Source organism: Polaromonas sp. (assembly GCF_016185115.1).
Lineage (GTDB): Bacteria > Pseudomonadota > Gammaproteobacteria > Burkholderiales > Burkholderiaceae_C > Polaromonas.
Genome location: NZ_JACPOF010000014.1, coordinates 1 through 18,436 on the forward strand (window position 1 = coordinate 1; position 18,436 = coordinate 18,436).

17 protein-coding genes, 3 tRNA genes and 2 pseudogenes are annotated in these 18,436 nt (G+C 60.0%); 8 read left to right on the forward strand and 14 right to left on the reverse strand.

Annotation, left to right across the window (positions count from 1 at the left end; translation table 11 throughout):
• The 4 genes from HYX42_RS06385 to HYX42_RS06400 form a co-directional block, all read right to left on the reverse strand.
• Positions 1–120 (reverse strand): GTP-binding protein (locus HYX42_RS06385; RefSeq protein ID WP_293401079.1); only part of this gene is annotated, 120 nt, incomplete at its 3' end.
• Positions 121–203: 83 nt separating this feature from the next.
• A tRNA-Thr gene (locus HYX42_RS06390) sits at positions 204–278 on the reverse strand.
• Between the two features lie 35 nt (positions 279–313).
• Positions 314–387: transfer RNA gene (locus HYX42_RS06395), tRNA-Gly, on the reverse strand.
• Positions 388–468: 81 nt separating this feature from the next.
• Positions 469–554: transfer RNA gene (locus tag HYX42_RS06400), tRNA-Tyr, on the reverse strand.
• 185 nt (positions 555–739) lie between these two features.
• On the opposite strand from HYX42_RS06400, the gene HYX42_RS06405 reads away from it, so the two are divergent.
• Complete coding sequence (locus tag HYX42_RS06405) at positions 740–1,852, forward strand: patatin-like phospholipase family protein (protein WP_293401032.1); 1,113 nt, start codon at positions 740–742, stop codon at positions 1,850–1,852.
• A 215-nt stretch (positions 1,853–2,067) separates the two neighbouring features.
• Here HYX42_RS06405 and HYX42_RS06410 read toward each other — a convergent pair whose 3' ends face one another.
• The 7 genes and pseudogenes from HYX42_RS06410 to HYX42_RS06440 form a co-directional block, all read right to left on the reverse strand.
• Positions 2,068–2,772, reverse strand: coding sequence for a uracil-DNA glycosylase (locus HYX42_RS06410; protein WP_293401034.1), 705 nt, complete (start codon positions 2,770–2,772; stop codon positions 2,068–2,070).
• Between the two features lie 3 nt (positions 2,773–2,775).
• The gene (gene trpC, locus HYX42_RS06415) at positions 2,776–3,567 is read right to left on the reverse strand and encodes an indole-3-glycerol phosphate synthase TrpC (protein ID WP_293401036.1); all 792 of its coding nucleotides are present in this window, start codon (positions 3,565–3,567) and stop codon (positions 2,776–2,778) included.
• A gap of 3 nt (positions 3,568–3,570) precedes the next feature.
• Positions 3,571–4,614 carry an anthranilate phosphoribosyltransferase gene (gene trpD / locus HYX42_RS06420; RefSeq protein WP_293401038.1) on the reverse strand — a complete coding sequence of 348 codons (1,044 nt, stop codon included), beginning with the start codon at positions 4,612–4,614 and terminating at the stop codon, positions 3,571–3,573.
• 12 nt (positions 4,615–4,626) lie between these two features.
• Positions 4,627–5,272: pseudogene (locus HYX42_RS06425) on the reverse strand (LysE family translocator).
• The gene (locus HYX42_RS06430) at positions 5,272–5,850 is read right to left on the reverse strand and encodes an aminodeoxychorismate/anthranilate synthase component II (RefSeq protein ID WP_293401040.1); all 579 of its coding nucleotides are present in this window, start codon (positions 5,848–5,850) and stop codon (positions 5,272–5,274) included. The pseudogene HYX42_RS06425 and the gene HYX42_RS06430 overlap by 1 nt, the downstream one beginning before the upstream one ends.
• A 3-nt stretch (positions 5,851–5,853) precedes the next feature.
• Positions 5,854–6,165, reverse strand: a complete 312-nt coding sequence (locus HYX42_RS06435; RefSeq protein WP_293401042.1) for a chorismate mutase — start codon at positions 6,163–6,165, stop codon at positions 5,854–5,856.
• Positions 6,162–7,673, reverse strand: a complete 1,512-nt coding sequence (locus HYX42_RS06440) for an anthranilate synthase component I family protein (RefSeq protein ID WP_293401059.1) — start codon at positions 7,671–7,673, stop codon at positions 6,162–6,164. Before HYX42_RS06440 ends, HYX42_RS06435 begins: the two co-directional genes overlap by 4 nt.
• A gap of 446 nt (positions 7,674–8,119) precedes the next feature.
• On the opposite strand from HYX42_RS06440, the gene HYX42_RS06445 reads away from it, so the two are divergent.
• The gene (locus tag HYX42_RS06445; RefSeq protein WP_293401061.1) at positions 8,120–8,707 is read left to right on the forward strand and encodes a chalcone isomerase family protein; all 588 of its coding nucleotides are present in this window, start codon (positions 8,120–8,122) and stop codon (positions 8,705–8,707) included.
• Between the two features lie 43 nt (positions 8,708–8,750).
• Here the strand turns inward: HYX42_RS06445 and gph are convergent, their stop codons facing one another.
• The 3 genes from gph to rpe all read right to left on the reverse strand — a co-directional run bounded on the left by gph (position 8,751) and on the right by rpe (position 11,643).
• Positions 8,751–9,431, reverse strand: a complete 681-nt coding sequence (gene gph, locus HYX42_RS06450) for a phosphoglycolate phosphatase (RefSeq protein ID WP_293401063.1) — start codon at positions 9,429–9,431, stop codon at positions 8,751–8,753.
• A gap of 199 nt (positions 9,432–9,630) precedes the next feature.
• A complete protein-coding gene (locus HYX42_RS06455; protein ID WP_293401065.1) occupies positions 9,631–10,698 on the reverse strand; it encodes an alpha/beta hydrolase in 1,068 nt (355 codons plus the stop codon).
• 252 nt (positions 10,699–10,950) lie between these two features.
• The gene (gene rpe / locus HYX42_RS06460; RefSeq protein ID WP_293401067.1) at positions 10,951–11,643 is read right to left on the reverse strand and encodes a ribulose-phosphate 3-epimerase; all 693 of its coding nucleotides are present in this window, start codon (positions 11,641–11,643) and stop codon (positions 10,951–10,953) included.
• Positions 11,644–11,794: 151 nt separating this feature from the next.
• Between rpe and apaG the strand changes: the two genes are divergently transcribed.
• From apaG to HYX42_RS06490, 6 genes and pseudogenes are all read left to right on the forward strand, one after another.
• Positions 11,795–12,190, forward strand: coding sequence for a Co2+/Mg2+ efflux protein ApaG (apaG, locus tag HYX42_RS06465; protein WP_293401069.1), 396 nt, complete (start codon positions 11,795–11,797; stop codon positions 12,188–12,190).
• Positions 12,191–12,211: 21 nt separating this feature from the next.
• Positions 12,212–14,167 carry a site-specific recombinase gene (locus HYX42_RS06470; protein ID WP_293401071.1) on the forward strand — a complete coding sequence of 652 codons (1,956 nt, stop codon included), beginning with the start codon at positions 12,212–12,214 and terminating at the stop codon, positions 14,165–14,167.
• 223 nt (positions 14,168–14,390) lie between these two features.
• The gene (locus tag HYX42_RS06475) at positions 14,391–15,665 is read left to right on the forward strand and encodes a cation:proton antiporter (RefSeq protein WP_293401073.1); all 1,275 of its coding nucleotides are present in this window, start codon (positions 14,391–14,393) and stop codon (positions 15,663–15,665) included.
• Positions 15,655–16,791, forward strand: coding sequence for a YbdK family carboxylate-amine ligase (locus HYX42_RS06480; RefSeq protein WP_293401075.1), 1,137 nt, complete (start codon positions 15,655–15,657; stop codon positions 16,789–16,791). The genes HYX42_RS06475 and HYX42_RS06480 overlap by 11 nt, the downstream gene beginning before the upstream one ends.
• Before the next feature lie 265 nt (positions 16,792–17,056).
• Positions 17,057–17,995 (forward strand): thiamine-phosphate kinase, encoded by a 939-nt coding sequence (thiL, locus tag HYX42_RS06485; RefSeq protein ID WP_293401077.1) that lies wholly within the window; start codon positions 17,057–17,059, stop codon positions 17,993–17,995.
• A gap of 252 nt (positions 17,996–18,247) precedes the next feature.
• Positions 18,248–18,436, forward strand: a pseudogene (locus tag HYX42_RS06490) (ferredoxin--NADP reductase); the annotation flags it as partial.

Sequence of the window (18,436 nt, forward strand, 5' to 3'; positions counted from 1 at the left end):
GAACTTCTGTGCGAGCACGGTGGTGATCGCTGCCGTCAGGGTTGTCTTGCCGTGATCGACGTGGCCAATCGTGCCGACGTTGACGTGCGGCTTGGTCCGCTCAAATTTGCCTTTTGCCATTTAAAACTCCAGAAATTTATGAAGAGTTACAAAACCAGTTAACACGACGGCCGGCTGCCGCAACCTGCGGCGCCAGCCTGAATTGGTGCCCATTCCGGGAATCGGACCCGGGACCTCTCCCTTACCAAGGGAGTGCTCTGCCACTGAGCCAAATGGGCTGAAAAACCATTCGAGTTGAGTGCGAAACGATTGATGGAGCGGGAGACGGGAATCGAACCCGCGTCATTAGCTTGGAAGGCTAGGGTTCTACCATTGAACTACTCCCGCGCAGCTCTGCCAAAAATCAAATCGCTACAAAACTCTTCAACAAATCCAGCGCTTGAGGATCTCCAGAAAAATCAAAAAATCTGGTGGATGAGGCTGGATTCGAACCAGCGTAGGCGTTAGCCAACAGATTTACAGTCTGCCCCCTTTAGCCACTCGGGCACCCATCCTTCAAGCGAACCTCGGATTATGCCACGGTTTTATGGCAGTTGGCACGCCTCTGGGTTGCAAAAACCTTCAAAAGTAGTGCGGCACGTAATGGTTGTCCCCAATCTGCCTTTTGCCCGCCCCGGGCGACGAGGGTTTTACCCTTGCGGCATGATGCAGACACGCCGTCACTCCCCGGAAATCACCCATGTCACAAAGCCTGACGCCTGCCGCGTTACCAAAACCATCGATGCCACGCCCGGTCAACCTGGCCCTGCAGGGTGGTGGCTCGCATGGCGCCTTCACCTGGGGCGTGCTTGATGGCCTCCTGCAGGACGACCGCATTCATATTGAAGGCATCAGCGGCGCGAGTGCTGGCGCGGTCAACGCCGTGGCGCTGGCCCACGGGCTGGCTACAGCGGCCGAGCAGGCACCCCAGGGCGGCAAGGCGCCGGATGACCGGACAGCAGCCCGGGCAGCGCTTCGCAACATATGGCAGGGCGTAGAAGCCATGGGAAGCCTGGGCTCCATGGCAGAAAGCCTCAGCAAGATGATGTTGGGTGGCTGGTCATCCAGTAAAGTGGGTGCAAACTTCTTCGCTAACGCCATGAACCAGTGGATGTCACCCTACCAGTCCAACCCGCTGGACATCAACCCGCTGCGCAAGCTGCTCGAAAAGGAAATCGACTTCGAGGCCATCGCCAGGCAGGCTTCACCCAAGGTGTTTGTATCTGCCACCCATGTCGCCACCGGCCAGGTGGAAATCTTTACGGGCAAACGCCTGAACCTGCAGGCCATCATGGCGTCCACCTGTTTGCCGACGGTGTTTCGCGCGACCGAAATTGACGGCAAGGCCTACTGGGATGGCGGTTTTTCAAGCAACCCTGCCCTGCTGCCGCTGATCAACCAGTGCCACAGCAGCGACATCATCGTGGTGCAACTCAACCCGCTCAAACGAGAGAATGCGCCGCAAACGCCGCAGGAGATCATGGACCGGGTCAATGAGCTGACCTTCAACGCCAGCCTGCTGTCGCAAATGCGCACCATAGACTTCATCAACCGCCTGCTGGCCGATGGCCGCCTCAAGGAAGGCGACAGCTACCGCAGCCTGTTTTTGCACCGCATAGACGGCGGCGAAGCACTGGAGGATTTGCCGGCCTCCAGCAAGATGTCGGCGGATTCGGCCATGATCCAGCAACTCTTCGACATGGGCCAGCGCGCCGCCCAGCGCTGGCTGCGCAAGCATTTCGAGTCGCTGGGCCAGCAAAGCACGGTCAATATCCGCCGGGACTATGTGGGCAGCCTGCCGCAGGAGTTTTAGCGCACCTCATCCCGAAAATCACCAACGTTAAGTTGCAACTTAACTTTTAAACAAAATGTTAACCTGGAAGTTAACAAATCGGCTTGTCCCGGCCATTTCGACTCCAGATCTAGTCAAAAAAGCTGATTTTCAGGCATCAAATCGGCCTTCAGACCAATAGATACGCACGTGACAAGCTATGAAAAACATAGCAAAAATATCACTGAAAGGCTAATTTAGTCCTTCGCGTTCGCCTCGCGCCAGGCTTTGGCTTCTGAAAAATGCCCGCAACCGATAAAGGGAAGTGGTGGGCGCATGGCCGACAGCGGTGACGGATGGTTGGCGACCAGCACCTTGTGGCGCTGCATGTCTATCAGCGCACGTTTGCCCTGTGCATGCGCGCCCCAGAGCATGAACAGCACCGGGTGGTCGCCTTGGGATACCGCGCGGATGATGGCGTCGGTCAGCACCTCCCAGCCCTTGCCGGCATGGCTGGCGGGCTGGCCTTCTTCGACCGTCAGGCAGGTATTGAGCAGCAGCACGCCATGCGTCGCCCATTTGACCAGGCTGCCGCCGGGGCTTGGGAACTGCGGCGGCGGCGTGCCCAAGTCGCGCTGAAGTTCCTTGAAGATATTGCGCAGCGAGGGCGGCAGCGGCACGCCCGGCGCTACCGAAAACGCCAGCCCCTCGGCCTGGCCCCGGCCGTGGTACGGGTCCTGCCCGAGAATGACCACGCGCACCTGCTCCGGCGGCGTCAGCTCAAGCGCACGCAGCGGTTTGGGTGGGAAGATCACCGCGCCATCGTCCAGGCGCTGGGCCAGGAAGTCCAGGAGCTTCAGGCCGACAGTGCCGGCAAAAAATTCGTCCACCAGACCCTGCCAGCCCGGCGCGACCGGCCAGGCGAGATGGTCGGCTTTTGTCAGCTGGTCTGGCGCATCCATGCTTTAGCTGCCAAACAGTTCGGCCAGCGCCTCACCCGGTTCTTCAGCGCGCATAAAGGCCTCGCCGACCAGGAAGGCATTGATCTTCGCGTCACGCATCAGCTTCACATCAGCCTTGGTCGCAATGCCGGACTCGGTGATGACAATGCGGTCCGCAGGCACCTTGCCTGACAGCTTGATGGTGGCTTCAAGCGACACCTCGAAGGTCTTGAGATTGCGGTTGTTGATGCCGACCAGCGGCGTCTTCAGCTTGAGCGCGCGGTCCAGCTCGGTTTCGTCATGCACTTCAACCAGCACCGCCATATCCAGCGAGCGGGCCAGCGCTTCCATGTCCTTCATCTGCTGATCGTCCAGGCAGGCGGCAATCAGCAAAATGCAGTCTGCCCCCATCACCCGTGCCTCATAGATTTGATAGGCATCAACCATGAAGTCCTTGCGCAGCACCGGCAGGCTGCAGGACGCGCGCGCCTGCTTGAGGTAATCGACGCTGCCCTGGAAGAACTGCCTGTCGGTCAGAACCGACAGGCAGGCGGCGCCGTACTCCGCATAACTCTGCGCAATGTCGGCAGGTATGAAGTCGGAGCGCAGAACGCCCTTGGACGGGCTGGCCTTCTTGACTTCAGCAATCACCGCCGCCTTGCCCGCCGTGATCTTGCCCTGCAAGGCACCCACAAAGTCGCGCGTCAGCACACGCGACTCGGCGTCTTCGCGGATCACGGCCAGGGGTTTGCGTTTGATGGCGTCGGCGATTTCTTCGCGCTTGACGGCCACGATTTTGTCGAGGATGTCGGACATGGTTCAGGCTGCCAGTTTTTGGGTGAGTGAAACAAGCTGTGCCAGGCGCGCCTTGGCAGCGCCCGACTCCAGCGCCTGCTGCGCCAGAACAATGCCGTCCTTGATGGAGCTGGCAACGTTGGCCGCATACAGCGCGGCGCCGGCATTGAGCACGACGATGTCGCGCGGTGCGCCGGGCTGGTTGTCGAGCACGCCCATCAGCATGGCTTTTGATTGCTCGGGTGTCTCCACACGCAAAGTGCGGTTGCTGGACATGCCCATCCTGAAGTCTTCAGGGTGGATTTCGTACTCGGTGATTTCGCCATTCTTCAACTCGCCCACCACTGTGGCCGCGCCCAGGCTGACCTCGTCCATGCCGTCCTTGCCGTAAACAACCAGGGCATGCTCTGCGCCCAGGCGCTGCAAGGCGCGAATCTGTATACCCACCAGGTCGGAGTGAAACACGCCCATCAGGATGTTGGGCGCGCTGGCCGGGTTGGTGAGCGGGCCCAGGATGTTGAAGATGGTGCGCACGCCCAACTCCTTGCGGATGGGTGCGACGTTTTTCATGGCGGGGTGGTGGTTGGGCGCAAACATGAAGCCGACGCCGGTTTCTTCAATGCACTTTGCAATTGCCGCCGGTGTCAGGTTGATGTTGATGCCCAGCGACTCCATCACGTCGGCACTGCCCGACTTGCTGCTGACGCTGCGCCCGCCATGCTTGCTGACCTTGGCGCCCGCCGCGGCCGCCACAAACATGGAGCAGGTCGAGATGTTGAAGGTGTGGGAGCCATCGCCGCCCGTGCCGACGATATCGACGAGATTGGTCTTGTCGGCGACGTTCACTTTGGTCGAGAACTCGCGCATGACCTGCGCGGCGGCGGTGATTTCGCCTATGGTTTCCTTCTTGACGCGCAGGCCGGTGATGAGGGCAGACATCATGACAGGCGACATCTCGCCACTCATGATGAGACGCATCAGGTGCAGCATCTCGTCGTGGAAGATTTCGCGGTGCTCGATGGTGCGCTGAAGCGCTTCCTGGGGTGTGATCTTGTGGCTGTTGGGCATGTTTGTCCCTTGTTAATTGACTGGATTATCCGAAAAGGCCAGCTTGAGGCCGAAGCCGACAAACATCAGGCCGGCTGCGCGTTCGAGCCACTGGATGCCGCGCTGCACCGCCGTCATGCGGGCTGCAAGCCACGCCGCGGCAAGTGCCCATCCAAAGTTGACCCACAGCGCATTGAAATTGAACAGCAGGCCCAGCAGCAGAAATGCGAGGGGCTTGTTGTCGATGCCGGGCGCAATGAACTGGGGCACAAAGGCCAGAAAGAACAGAGCCACCTTGGGGTTGAGCGCGTTGGTCAGAAAGCCCCTTACAAAAATGGCCCTCAGTGCAGGCGCAGTTTCATTAGTCTGCGCAGAAAGGTTTGCAGGCGCCGGCGTACGTGAGAGCAACATGCGCACACCCACGTACACAAGGTAAGCAGCGCCGGCCCACTTCAGTACGGTAAATGCTGTTGCAGACGCGGCCATCAAGGCGCTCACGCCAATCGCCGCCGCAAAGATATGCACAAAACATCCTGCCGTGATGCCCAGCGCTGCCACCATGCCGGCACGTGCGCCCGAACGCAGCGCATTGGCCACGATGTACAGCACATCAGGGCCGGGCGTGAGGTTCAGCAAAAATGCCGGCTACGACAAACAGGCCGATGTGCTCGACGCCCATCAGCGCTGCTCCATGAAGTTTTTCAGCATGGCATGGCCGTGCTCGGTGAGTATGGACTCGGGGTGAAACTGCACGCCCTGAATCGGCAGCTCTTTATGCCGCACACCCATGATCTCGCCGTCGTCCGTCCACGCCGTCACCGCCAGCACATCGGGGCAACTCGATTTCTCGATCGCCAGCGAGTGGTAGCGGTTGACGGTGAACTGCTCAGGCAAATCGGCAAACACGCCTTCGCGCGTCGTGGTGATCACACTGGTCTTGCCGTGCATGAGCTGCTGCGCGCGGATGATGTTGCCGCCGAAGGCCGCACCAATACTCTGGTGGCCCAGGCAGACGCCCAGTATCGGCAGCTTGCCCGCAAAGTGCTGGATGGCCGCCACCGAAATGCCGGCCTCTGCAGGCGAACACGGGCCTGGCGAGACCACCAGCAAGTCCGGCTTGTGCGCGGCGATTTCTTCAAGCGTCATTTCGTCATTGCGAAAGACTTCGACCTCAGCACCCAGCTCACCGAAGTACTGCACGATGTTGTAGGTGAAGCTGTCGTAGTTGTCGATCATCAGGAGTTTTTGACGTTTCATGGTTCAGGCCTCCTGGCGCAGGCGCTTGAATTCGCCATGCTCAAAATCAATGGATGCAGCAATCATTGCGCGGTAAGCCGCTTCGACAATCGCCTCGGGTGTGCCGGCCGCACGGGCCTGGGCGCGTACACGGGCGATGATGAAGTCAATGCGCGCCTGGTCGTACACCTGGTTGGCGTTTTTCTTGATGCGCGCAGCCTGCGCCACATAAGTGCTGCGCTCTGCGATCAGGGGCACGATGCGCGCGTCGAGTGCGTCGATATGGCGGCGCACGTCGTCCATGGTGTCGCAGTGTTCAACTTTGATGGTGTTCATTCCAGCCCCTCCTCGACCAGCTCGGACGCACGTAGCAGTGCGCGCGCCTTGGCTTCGGTCTCTTTCCATTCGAGCTCGGGCACCGAATCGGCCACCACGCCGGCCGCAGCCTGCACATACAGCATCTGGTCCTTGATGATGCCGGTGCGTATGGTGATGGCGACGTCCATGTCGCCTGAATAACTGAGGTAGCCGCAGGCCCCGCCGTAGAGGCCGCGCTTGGTCGGCTCCAGCTGGTCGATGATTTCCATCGCATGCACCTTGGGCGCGCCGCTCAGCGTACCCGCCGGGAAGGTGGCGCGCAATACATCCATGCCCGACATGCCGTCCAGCAGCGCGCCTTCGACGTTGCTCACGATGTGCATCACATGGCTGTAACGCTCGACGGCAAACGCCTCCGTCACTTTCACCGATCCGGTTTTGGCGATGCGGCCTATGTCGTTGCGCGCCAGGTCGATCAGCATGACATGTTCAGCACGCTCTTTCGGGTCGTTGACCAGTTCATGCTCGACAGCCTTATCCGCCTCAGGTGACGATGCGCGCGGACGCGTGCCGGCCAGCGGGCGAATCGTCACCTTCTGCCCGCCACCCAGGGATTCCTCCACCTGCTCCTGCCGCACCAGGATTTCCGGCGACGCACCCACCACATGGAAGTCACCGAAGTGGTAGTAATACATATAGGGTGACGGGTTCAGCGAACGCAGCGCACGGTACAGGCTGAGTGGCGACTCGGTGTAACGCTTCTTGATGCGCTGGCCGACCTGTACCTGCATGAAGTCACCGCCTTCAATCAGCTTCTTGGCGCGTTCGACGGCGGTGATGTAGTCGGCTTTCGCAAAGTCGCGCTCCGCCGGGTAACCCTGGGTCTGTTTGACGACGGGCGCACTGACCGAATATTTGAGCTGGTCTTTCAGGCCGCGCAAGCGCTTCTTCGCATTCGAGTACGCCTCGGGCAGCGCCGGGTCGGCATACACAATCATGTAAAGCTTGCCCGAGAGGTTGTCGATGACGGCCAGCTCTTCGCATTGCAGCAGCATGATGTCCGGGCAGCCCAGCGTGTCTGGCGGGCAGCTGGCTTCGAGTTTTTTCTCGATGTAACGCACCGCGTCATAGCCAAAATACCCCGCCAGGCCACCGCAAAAACGCGGCAGGCCGGGCCGCAGCGCGACCTTGAAACGCTTCTGGTAATCGCTGATGAAGTCCAGCGGGTTTTGTTTTGAGGTTTCAACCACTTTGCCGTCCGTCACGACTTCGGTCACCACATCGGGCCCAAAGCCCGATGCGCGCACCAGCGTGCGGGCCGGCAGGCCTATGAAGCTGTAACGCCCGAAACGCTCGCCGCCGACGACAGATTCAAGCAGGAAGCTGTATTTGCCGCCGTCCTTTGAAAACGCCAGCTTGAGGTAAAGCGACAGCGGCGTTTCAAGGTCGGCGAATGCCTCCACCATCAGGGGAATGCGGTTGTAGCCCTGGCCGGCAAGGCTTTTAAATTCGAGTTCTGTAATCACAGGTATTCCTTCGCAGGTGGCTGACCGTTTTGAAGTCATGACCACGGTTCATTCAAATCGCCCGGGCTTCGGGCGGATACAACTGGCAGGCCAGAGGCATCAGGATGGGAAGAGAGGGAATGTCGCGGCAACCGGGGGGGGTGCGCAGGTCAATGCTTGACCGGAAGACGTTTCAGGCGCGCGACGAAGAGCAGGAACGCCAGGGCCAGGCTCCCCGGTCGCCTTGACCTGTCTGAATGATGCGGTGAATGAACATACAGGACTCAGTGTATCAAAGACATTTCAGGTCCGACCCCAGCCGCCCGTCCGGTCCGCAAAAAAGCGAACGCGAGATGGCGGCACCTTTGGACATCTCGCAAACCCTATTGCCGGGGTCACAAAGCAGGCTCAGAATAGAGAAATAAAAAAGAACGGTCGTTCTTTTTTGACCCAACAGGAGATTTTTCATGGCATTCAGGAAACAACTCGCCGCAGCACTTGCAGGTTTGACTCTCTCTCTGGGGGTTTTCGCAGCCCCGATGGAAGTCTCCGGCATCAAGGTTGAAGACCCGATAGATCTGGCCGGCGCCAGGCTCCAGCTCAATGGTGCAGGCATCCGCTACAAGGCTGTCTTCAAGGTCTATGTCGCCGCGATGTACCTGGGCAAAAAAGCCTCGACCCCGGAAGAGGTCTATGCCGCAACCGGCCCCAAACGCATGAGCATCACACTGGTACGCGAGATCGACTCCAACGAACTCGGCAAGAGTTTTACCAAGGCGTTTGAAGAAAACACACCGAAAAACGAGATGTCCAGGCTCATCCCCGGCCTGATCAAGATGGGCCAGATATTTGCCGCACAGAAAAAGCTCATGCCCGGTGAATCCTTCACCATCGACTGGCTTCCGGGCACCGGCACTGTTATCTCCGTCAAGGGTGTTCCCCAGGGCGAGCCCTTCAAGGAGCCTGAATTTTTCACGGCCCTGATGCGCATCTGGTACGGCCCCAGCCCTGCGGACTTCAGGCTCAAGGACCAGTTGCTGGGCAAGCCGGCTTGAGATAGCCAGCGGTTGTGAAAAACGGGGCCTGCGGGCCCTGTTTTTATTGGATGGACAGCAGCTCGGCGAGCGAATCGACAAACCCGTCGGCATCCACGGCCAGCACCGGCTCGCCATGGTTGTAGCCATAGGTCACCAGCACCACCGGGCATCCCGCCGCACGCGCAGCCTGCGCATCATTGCTTGAGTCACCCACCATGAGGGTGCGTGCCGGCGATGTACCCAACGCCTCACAGGTTTTCAGCAGAGGCAGCGGGTCCGGCTTCTTTCTGTCGAATGAATCACCACCAAACACTTCGCTGAAAAATCCCTCCAGGCCTTTGAGCCTGAGCAGTTCGCACGTAAAAGCCAGAGGCTTGTTCGTGAGGCATGCCAGTTTCAATCCGGCCTGCTGCAGGCCCTGCAGCCCTTCGACCACACCGGAGTACACCGCAGAGTGCCTGCCGTTAATGGCGTCGTAATGTTGTTGGTAGCTGGCAAATGCAGCGTCGAACAATGATGGCGCGGATGCATCAAGTGAACTGATGTGGTCAAGCACAGAGCTGATCAGGTGCTCTGAACCCTTGCCCACCATACGCTCTATCAGGGGCAGGCCGACCTGCGGATTGCCGCTGAGCGGCAGGTCCTTGAGCATCAGGTTCAGCGCCACCACAAAGTCACCCATGGTGTCGACCATGGTGCCGTCGAGGTCGATGATGGCGGCATCGATAGGTTTTTGGTTCAAGGTCAGTTACAAATGGTATGTGAATCGTCCTTTCCCGCTCCTCGCCCAGAATGTGACATAGCACCCTGTATCCACCTCAATCAGTAAAGCAGGTCAGACGTTCTTTTGTTCCTGTTCATTTTCGCATTTCCAGCTTATGACATGCGATTCGCGATTATTCTTTGTCGCCTATTCCAATGGTCATGCTCAAGCAAATCTATCACTCCTTGCTCACCGCCGTCTTTAACCAAGCAGCAAAGCCAGCAAGAGCGGCATCGCACTGGGGAAAGCGTGCTACTGTCCCAGGATGGACTGGGAAGTTGTGGTGCATGTCTGGCGCATGCATGTGAGTAACTGTTACACCCGCTTCTCGCAGTTTGGCAGCATAGGCAATACCCTCATCGCGCAGTACGTCGTACTCCGCGGTAGCGACGAGTGTGGGCGGCAAACCAACAACTGTCAGGCTGCGCAACGGAGAAAGGCGCGCATCTCTGGGATTGAACGAGGGTGCATATTGCTGCCAGAACCAGCGCATCAAGCCAGCATCCAAGCCAAAACCTGATGCATTCTCAGTGTAAGAGGGATGATTGCCGAGGGGATGATCTGTCACGGGATATAAGAGCATCAAAGCACAAAGAGACGGAATGTCTATAGTGTGAGCATGGTTGGCGGTCACAGCGGCGAGATTTGCCCCTGCACTGTCACCGCCTAGCGCTAGGCGGGTCGGGTCACCACCCCATTCACCCGCATGCGAAGCTGCCCAGCGCAATGCGGTCGCCGCGTCGTCAAGGGCCGCAGGACAGGGATGCTCGGGGGCAAGGCGGTAGTCGATCGAGAGCATCACGATACCGGCCGCCTCGCTTAGAAGCCTGCAAAAGGGATCGTGTGTTTCCACCGATCCAACAACCCAGCCCCCGCCATGCAAAAACACCATGACGGGTGCCGGGCCTTCGATAGCTGGCACATACAAACGGCCACCTAACCCTTGGGATATTCGTACATCCCTAGTCTCTACACGGTTGGGTAAACCCGTGATTGTTTTCCGGTTTTTCAAGGCCGCCAGCATGCCGACACGGCCACGTTGTACTCTCAGGGCGTCTGTCAAATTTGCTGGCACCGGGCCCACTGCCGCCGCAGTCTCATCCAGATAGCTGCGCAAATCCGGATCAATCGGGCGGCGCAATGTCATCACAGATTGGGCAGTTGCAAATTTCACATAGGACATCGAGGTAGCGCCCCCTAAAAGCGTCAGCGCCGTCTTCAGAATGAACCGGCGGTTAAATAACATGCGTGTAAAAGCCTGCCAATCGGCCGGGCTGGTCGGAGGTGATGTGCATACACCGAAGTGCGACAGATATCGTTGCCATACGTGATCCCCAGTTGCTCAACTTCAAATTATGAAAGTTGATCGCCGGATCGCTAAAGCACCATCTCACTCAGCGAGAATTTTCCGCAAATTAGCGGCTGACCCAATTGCTGACCGTGCAGGAAGCCTGCTTTGCAACGAGTCAGGTCGATAGCAAAGGAAATTTAGCAGTCGTCACTTCGCCAGCTCAATCCGCATCGCGTCGATGACGCTTTTGTAATCAGGTTTGCCAAAAATTGCGCTGCCCGCCACAAAGGTGTCGGCGCCTGCTGCGGCGACCCGGGCGATGTTGTCGGTCTTGATGCCGCCGTCGACTTCAAGACGGATGTCCTTGCCCGACGCATCTATGCGTTTGCGCGCGTCTTCAATCTTGCGCAGCGCAGAGTCGATAAAGCCCTGGCCGCCAAAGCCCGGGTTGACACTCATGATGAGGATGAGGTCGATGTCGTCGATGACCCAGTCCAGTACGTCCATGGGCGCTGCGGGGTTGAACACCAGCCCGGCCTTGCAACCCTTGGCCTTGATGGCCTGGATGCTGCGGTGCACGTGGCCCGAAGCATCCGGGTGAAAGCTGATGAGGTCGGCGCCTGCGTCGGCAAACGCGGAAGCCAGCGCATCGACCGGCTGGATCATCAGGTGCACGTCGATGGGCACTGCAGTGCCGTCGGCTTTTCTGGAATGCGGCTTCAGGGCCTGGCAAATCATGGGGCCGAAGGTGAGGTTGGGCACGTAATGGTTGTCCATCACGTCGAAGTGGATCCAGTCGGCGCCGGCCGCAATCACGGCCTTGAGTTCATCGCCCAGGCGGGCAAAGTCGGCAGACAAAATCGAGGGGGCGATCCGGTAGGCGGGTTTGTTTTGGCTCATGTGCGGATTGTCGCAGCAAGCTGCAGCCATTGCCCGCCGGCCCTATGACCAATGCCGCGACGTTTTAATGTGGGGCGGTTAATATGCACGGCTGGCCACCCAGGCGCTTTTTGTGCGCCGCCGCCACAATTTCCCAGGTCACGTTCACGCCATGCCCAAGTACCAGTTTTCCTGCGAAGCCGTTCCGCACCACGTCCCGGAGCAATCCTCTCCCGAGGATTCGGTCTACGGCTTCGCCTATACCATCACGATCACCAATACCGGTGACGTGACGGCGCAGCTCATTTCGCGCCACTGGACCATCGTCGATGCCAACGGCATGGCCGAAGAGGTCAAGGGTTTGGGCGTGGTCGGGCACCAGCCGCTGCTCAAGCCCGGTGAATCATTCCAGTACAGCAGCGGCGCACGCCTGCGCACACCCAGTGGCACCATGCACGGCAGCTACTTTTTTGTAGCCGAGGACGGCGAACGGTTTGAGTCGGAGATCCCGATGTTCGTACTGGAAGCCGGTCCCGGCAGCAACACGCCCGCGCGCACGCTGCATTAGGCCTTGTAACTTTCTGTAGACATGAGAGATTTACGCACGCTGCTCAATGCGCTGGACCCCAATGCCGGGCTGGCCCAGCGCCACATCTGGCTGATCAGCGTCTTTGAATGGATACGCGGCGATGAAAGCTCTGTGCCCGCCTGCATCTCGCGGCTGCAGACCTTCATCACCACCGTCCAGGCACAGCCTGAAGTTGAGGCAAGGCTGAAAGCCTGGTGGCACAAGCTGCTGGAAGAAGTAGACGTCACCACGCTGCTGGGCGACTTTGGCTTTGCCCCGCGCACAGCCTTCATGAGCGAACTGGCCGAGCGTCTGCGCCGCAAGATGCTGCCCGGCACGCCTGAAACGAACGATGCGTCCGAACTCTTCCCGCTGGTGGCGCCTACCCGTTTTGATGCCCAGTGGATGGGCGCGCTTGAAGAAGCACAGATCAACCAGCTGGTGACGCTGTTATCAAGCGAACCTGAGGCCGACGCGCTGCACTGGCAGCACAGCCTGATGGATGCGCTGACCTATTGCACCGCGCAGATCCGTGCCACGGGCTTTTCACCAGAACTGCGGCTGCGCATGGACAAGGCCGCCGGCGACGTGCGCTCATTTCATGCACTGCCGTCCGACGTTGAAGAGCTGCGCAGCGCACTCTTCAACAAGCAGGGTGATGAAGAAACACTGCGCGCAATGATCCAGCAATATCGCGACCGGCTCGATGCCTGCCGCCTGGCCGTCAACAGCGTCTATGCCCACCTTGAAGAAAACGGAATCTCCATAGGTATGGTGTTCCGCCTGCGCCAGCTGCGTGCCCGCATCATGCGCGTGCGCGAGCTGCTGGACGCGCTGCTCTCGCCCACACCCGCGATGACGGCGGTACGCCTGCTGATACGGCGCGTCATCATCGGTCAGGAGAGCAAAAGCATAGGCGCGCTCATCAGCGCCAACTCCACCCTGCTGTCAGCCAAGATGGCTGAGCGCAGCGCCGAGACCGGCGAGCACTACATCACGCGTGACCGGGCCGAGTACAAGGAAATGCTGGGCAAGGCCATGGGCGGCGGCGCGGTGACGGCGCTGACCACGCTGCTGAAATTCATGGTGGTCGCCATTGGTCTTTCAGCTTTCTGGAGCGGCTTCTGGGCCGGTGTGGCGTATTCGGCCAGCTTCATCATGATCCAGCTGCTGCACCTGACGCTGGCCACCAAACAGCCTGCGATGACGGCGCCGGCGATGGCCGCCAAACTCAAGGACATCAACTCTGCCGAGGCCGTGAGCGAGTTTGTCGACGAGGTGACGCACCTGGTGCGTTCGCAGGTGGCCGCCGTCTTCGGCAATGTCTTCATGGTGATACCGGCCGTGCTGCTGGTGAACGTGATCGTGCAGCTGCTTATAGGCCGCCCCATGATCAGCCACAAGGAAGCAGAGCATGTATTGCACACGCTCACGCTGCTGGGCCCGACACTTTTTTGGGCAGCCTTCACCGGCATGATCCTATTTGCGGCCAGCATGATTGCAGGCTGGGCCGAGAACTGGTTTGTGCTGCACCATCTCGATTCGGCGATTCGCCACAATCCCCGCTTCACCGCCGTGCTGGGGGCTGAGCGTGCGGCCAGATGGTCGGCCTTCACGCGTGAAAACATCTCGGGGTTTGCGTCCAATATCTCGCTGGGTTTCATGCTCGGGCTGATTCCGCCCTTCACCGGCTTTTTTGGTTTCGAGCTGGAAGCGCGCCACGTCACGCTGTCGACAGGGCAGCTCGCCGCGGCCGCATCGTCAATTGGGCTTGAGGTCCTGAAAATGCCCATCTTCTGGGGGTCAGTGGCTGCCATTCCCCTGATAGGTGCACTCAATCTTGGCGTGAGTTTTTACTGCGCCTTCCGCCTCGCACTTCAGGCGCACAACGTCAGCGGCGTGGACCGTGCGCGCATTCGCGCTGAAATCTGGCAACGCTGGCGCAGCCATCCGCGCAGCTTTTTTGTGCCTGAATAAATCCCTTTCCACTGCAGGGATACGCACCAAAAGAGGGGGTTTAGGACCTTGTCCTACACCCCCTGATTCATGGCGCCGCTAAATTAAAGACTGGTCGCAGTAAGCCTCTCGCGTCCATCTCGACAACACAGCGCTTTGAGGCCTCGCATCATGCGGGATGCACAACAGGCCGGCCATCCTCTCCACGAGTGGGTGGTCAACACAAGACAGGAGACCCACCCGCATGAATGAACTTCTGGCCATATGGGCCGAATGGATAAAGCCCTCTGCAGGATTGCCGACGGTGCAGTGGTCCATCCTTCTGGCAGTAGCTGCCGTTTCTGGCCACCTCGTTCACCGCTACACCGGCCTGCCCAAGGTCATCGGCTATTCACTCATAGGCGCTTTCGCAGGCCTTGCCGGTTTCACGGGTGCCGTGTGGCCGCTGCAGGGCATCAGCCTTTTTTTGCTTGAGCTGGGTGTCGCCGTCGTGCTGTTTGAAGCCGGCAGCCGCATCTCGCTGCGCTGGTTTCGCCACAACCCCATGGTGCTGGTGCAAAGCCTGCTGGAATCGGGGCTGACCTATGTCATTGTTTACTGGGCCATGGGCCAGATGGGCGTGCGTGATGCCGTGGCGCAGCCGCTGGCATTGCTGGCCATGGCGGCATCGCCGGCGGTACTTGCGCGCGTGCTGATGGACACACGCGCCTCCGGCCCGGTGAGTGAACGTGCGATGGTGCTGTCTACCCTCAGCACGCTCTACGCGCTGACGCTGTGCAGCGCCAGCGCAGGCCTGCTTGGCCGGGGCCGCAAGGTGCCCGTGGAGATGGGGCTGACCGAAACCTTTTATCCGGTGCTGGTGGTGCTGGGCCTGTCAGTGGTGGTCGGTGCGCTGCTGGCGCTGACCTTGCGCACCGCCTTTCGTGTGATGAGCCCGACCAGCGAGAACACCGCCATTTTGCTGCTCACGTTGATTGCAGCTGGCGCCGCACTGGCCGCCAACTTCGGCGGCTCCGCGCCCCTGGCAGCGCTGCTGGGCGGCATGCTTTTGAAGCAGATGAATCCGCGCCCCTGGTCATGGCCAAGGCAGATGGGCACGGCTTCATCGATGCTGACCATGCTGATGTTTGTGCTGGTGTCAGTTGTTGCTGCGCAGGCCGACTGGGGCGGCCCGGTGGCGGGCATTGTGCTGGCATTGATCGTGGCGCGTGCCCTGGCCAAAATTCTCGGCGTGGCGCTCGGCAATGTTGGCAGCGGCGCCAGCTGGAAGCAGGCCTTGTGGGTCGGTTGCGCCATGTCGCCGATGTCATCCATCGTGCTGCTCATGGTGTCGCAGTACGTCAACGCTGCGCCCACGCTGGGCCGGCAGATTGCCGGCATCGCGCTGCCGGTGATCTTGCTGATGGAAGTGCTGGGCGCGGTGCTGGCCACCGTTGCCATCTACCGTGCGCGCGAAAGTGCCAGGCCCTGGTCGCTGGCCGCACGCCATACCCCAAGAGAGAGCGTCAATGAGTCTTGAACCCTTCCAGAAATCAGGCGCGCTGTCACTCGGCGTCGAGCTGGAGCTGCAGCTCGTTAACACCCACGACTACGATCTCGCCCCCTACGCCGAAGACATGCTGCGGCTGATGAGCAAGGTGCCGCTGCCCGGCACCGTGGTACCCGAGATGACGTCGAGCATGATCGAAATCTCGACCGGCATCTGCCAGTCACCCTCAGAGGTGCTGGGCCAGCTGGCGCAGATACGCGATGCACTGGTCAAGAGCGCCGACAAGCTCAACATTGCGGTGACGGGCGGCGGCACACACCCCTTCCAGAAATGGCATGAGCAGCGCATTTATGACAAGCCGCGCTTTCGCGAACTGACCGAGCTCTACGGCTACCTGACCAAGCAGTTCACCATTTTCGGCCAGCATGTGCATGTGGGCTGCCCCAGCGCCGACATCGCGCTGCTGACGCTGCACCGCATGTCGCGCTACATACCGCATTTCATCGCGCTGTCGGCCTCGTCGCCTTATGTGCAGGGACAGGACACGGCGTTTGATTCGGCCCGGCTCAACTCGGTGTTCGCGTTTCCGCTGTCGGGCCGCGCACCGTTTGCGCTGACCTGGGACGACTTCACCACCTACTTCAACAAGATGACCGCCACCGGCGTGGTCAAGAGCATGAAGGACTTCTATTGGGACATACGACCCAAACCGGAGTTCGGCACCATAGAAATCCGCGTCTTCGACACGCCGTTAACGGTCGAGAAGGCGGCTGCCCTCTCAGCCTTTGTGCAGGGACTGGCGTCATGGTTCATGGAAGACCAGCCCTTCATGCCGACCGAAGACGACTACCTTGTCTACACCTACAACCGCTTCCAGGCCTGCCGCTTCGGCATGGACGCGGTGTACGTGGACCCGGGCACCGGCCAGCACATGCCGCTGCGCGAGCACATCCAGCTGACGCTGCGGCAGATCGACAGACACGCCGCCGGCTTCAACGCAGGCGCTTTTCTCCACATGCTTCAAAGCAGCGTGGAGCGCTCCGAGAACGACGCCCGCTGGCTGCGTGAAAAGCAGGCGCGGGAGGCCCTGCTGCCCGAGGTCATCCGCCAGGCGGCGCTGCGCTTTCGCGGCGCGCTGGCGCACAGCCAACACTAGCCGAGCCGCTTTTTTAGCCCTTCAAGTCATTTTTTAACGTACACGTTAAAAAAGTACGAAAAGTTAATATGGGTATTAACATTTCAGGCTTTCAGGTGGTTTTTGCGCTTCGCAGGCCTGAAAAAAGGCCCAAAAAAGGCCATTTTCAGGCCTCAAACCTGCTACAGACCAATAAAAATGCACGTCAGCAGCTATCAAAATGATAGTATTTTCAGCCGCGACGCACCCTCATGAAAGCCGCGCTGGCCCCCTGTATCCTCAGCGCATGGGTGAATTTGACCTGATTGAACGTTTTTTCAAGCGCCCCGCGCGACGCGCGGTGCTGGGCGTGGGCGACGACTGCGCTTTGCTGCAGCCAACTGCTGGCATGCAGCTGGCGGTGTCCAGCGACATGCTGGTCGAGGGCCGGCATTTTTTTGCCGACGTTGACCCGGCTGCGCTGGGCCACAAGGCGCTGGCCGTCAACCTCAGCGACCTGGCTGCCTGCGGCGCGACGCCGCTGGCCTTCACTCTGGCGCTGGCCCTGCCGCGTGTGGACGAAGCCTGGCTTCAAGGGTTTTCAACCGGCCTCCTGGCGCTGGCTGACGCCCACGGCTGCGAGCTGGTGGGGGGTGACACCACCCAGGGCCCGCTCAATATATGTATCACCGTGTTTGGTGAGGTGCCGCGCGGCCAGGCGCTGCTGCGATCTGGCGCACAGCCGGGCGACGATATATATGTCAGCGGCACGCTGGGTGACGCACGGCTGGCGCTGGAAGCCTTGCGCGGCCGGGTGCAATTGCCGGACGGCGAGCTGGCGCGCGCCCGGGCGCGACTGGAGCGCCCGGAACCCCGCGTCGCGCTGGGGCAGGCGCTGCGCGGCATCGCCAGTTCGGCCATAGACATCAGCGATGGTCTGGCGGGTGATCTGGGGCACATCCTCAAGGCATCCGGCGTTGGCGCGGCCCTGAACACCGATGCGGCGCTGGGCCTGATGGGGGCTGGGGGCAAAAAGCTTGAATACGTGCTTTCGGGCGGTGATGACTACGAACTGGCGTTTACCGCACCACAGTCTGCCCGCCAGGCGGTCGATGCCGCCGGCGCGCAGGCGGGTACGCCCGTCACGCGCATTGGCCAGATCCAGCAACAGCCTGGCCTGCGCCTGGCAGATGCACAGGGACGGCCTGTCGAAGGCAACTTCCGCTCTTTCGACCATTTCGCCTGACGCCCGGGCTTTGTGGTTTGTCATTGCGGACCCGATCCGCAATCCATCCCCCCACCCTGCGAATGCCCCAAAGCCCTGAATAAGCTTATGCAAAACAAGGGGGGCACCAGAAGCTAAGATAACGGCCTCAGATCAAGCCAGCCCGCCGCCAGCCCACCACCACCGGGGTTAGGTGCCTCGCGCGGCAAGCCCGCAACGCCGCCGGCACTGGTTTATCCGCAAAACTTCTTTCTTTTTACCCGCCAAAAGACCATGAGTGCTTTCAACGAAGAAACGGTGCTGAGCGTTCACCACTGGACAGACAAGCTGTTCACCTTCACCACCACGCGCGACCCTGCGCTGCGGTTTTCCAACGGCCACTTCACCATGATCGGCCTGAAGGTCAATGACAAGCCGCTGCTGCGCGCCTACAGCATCGTCAGCGCCAACTACGAAGATCAC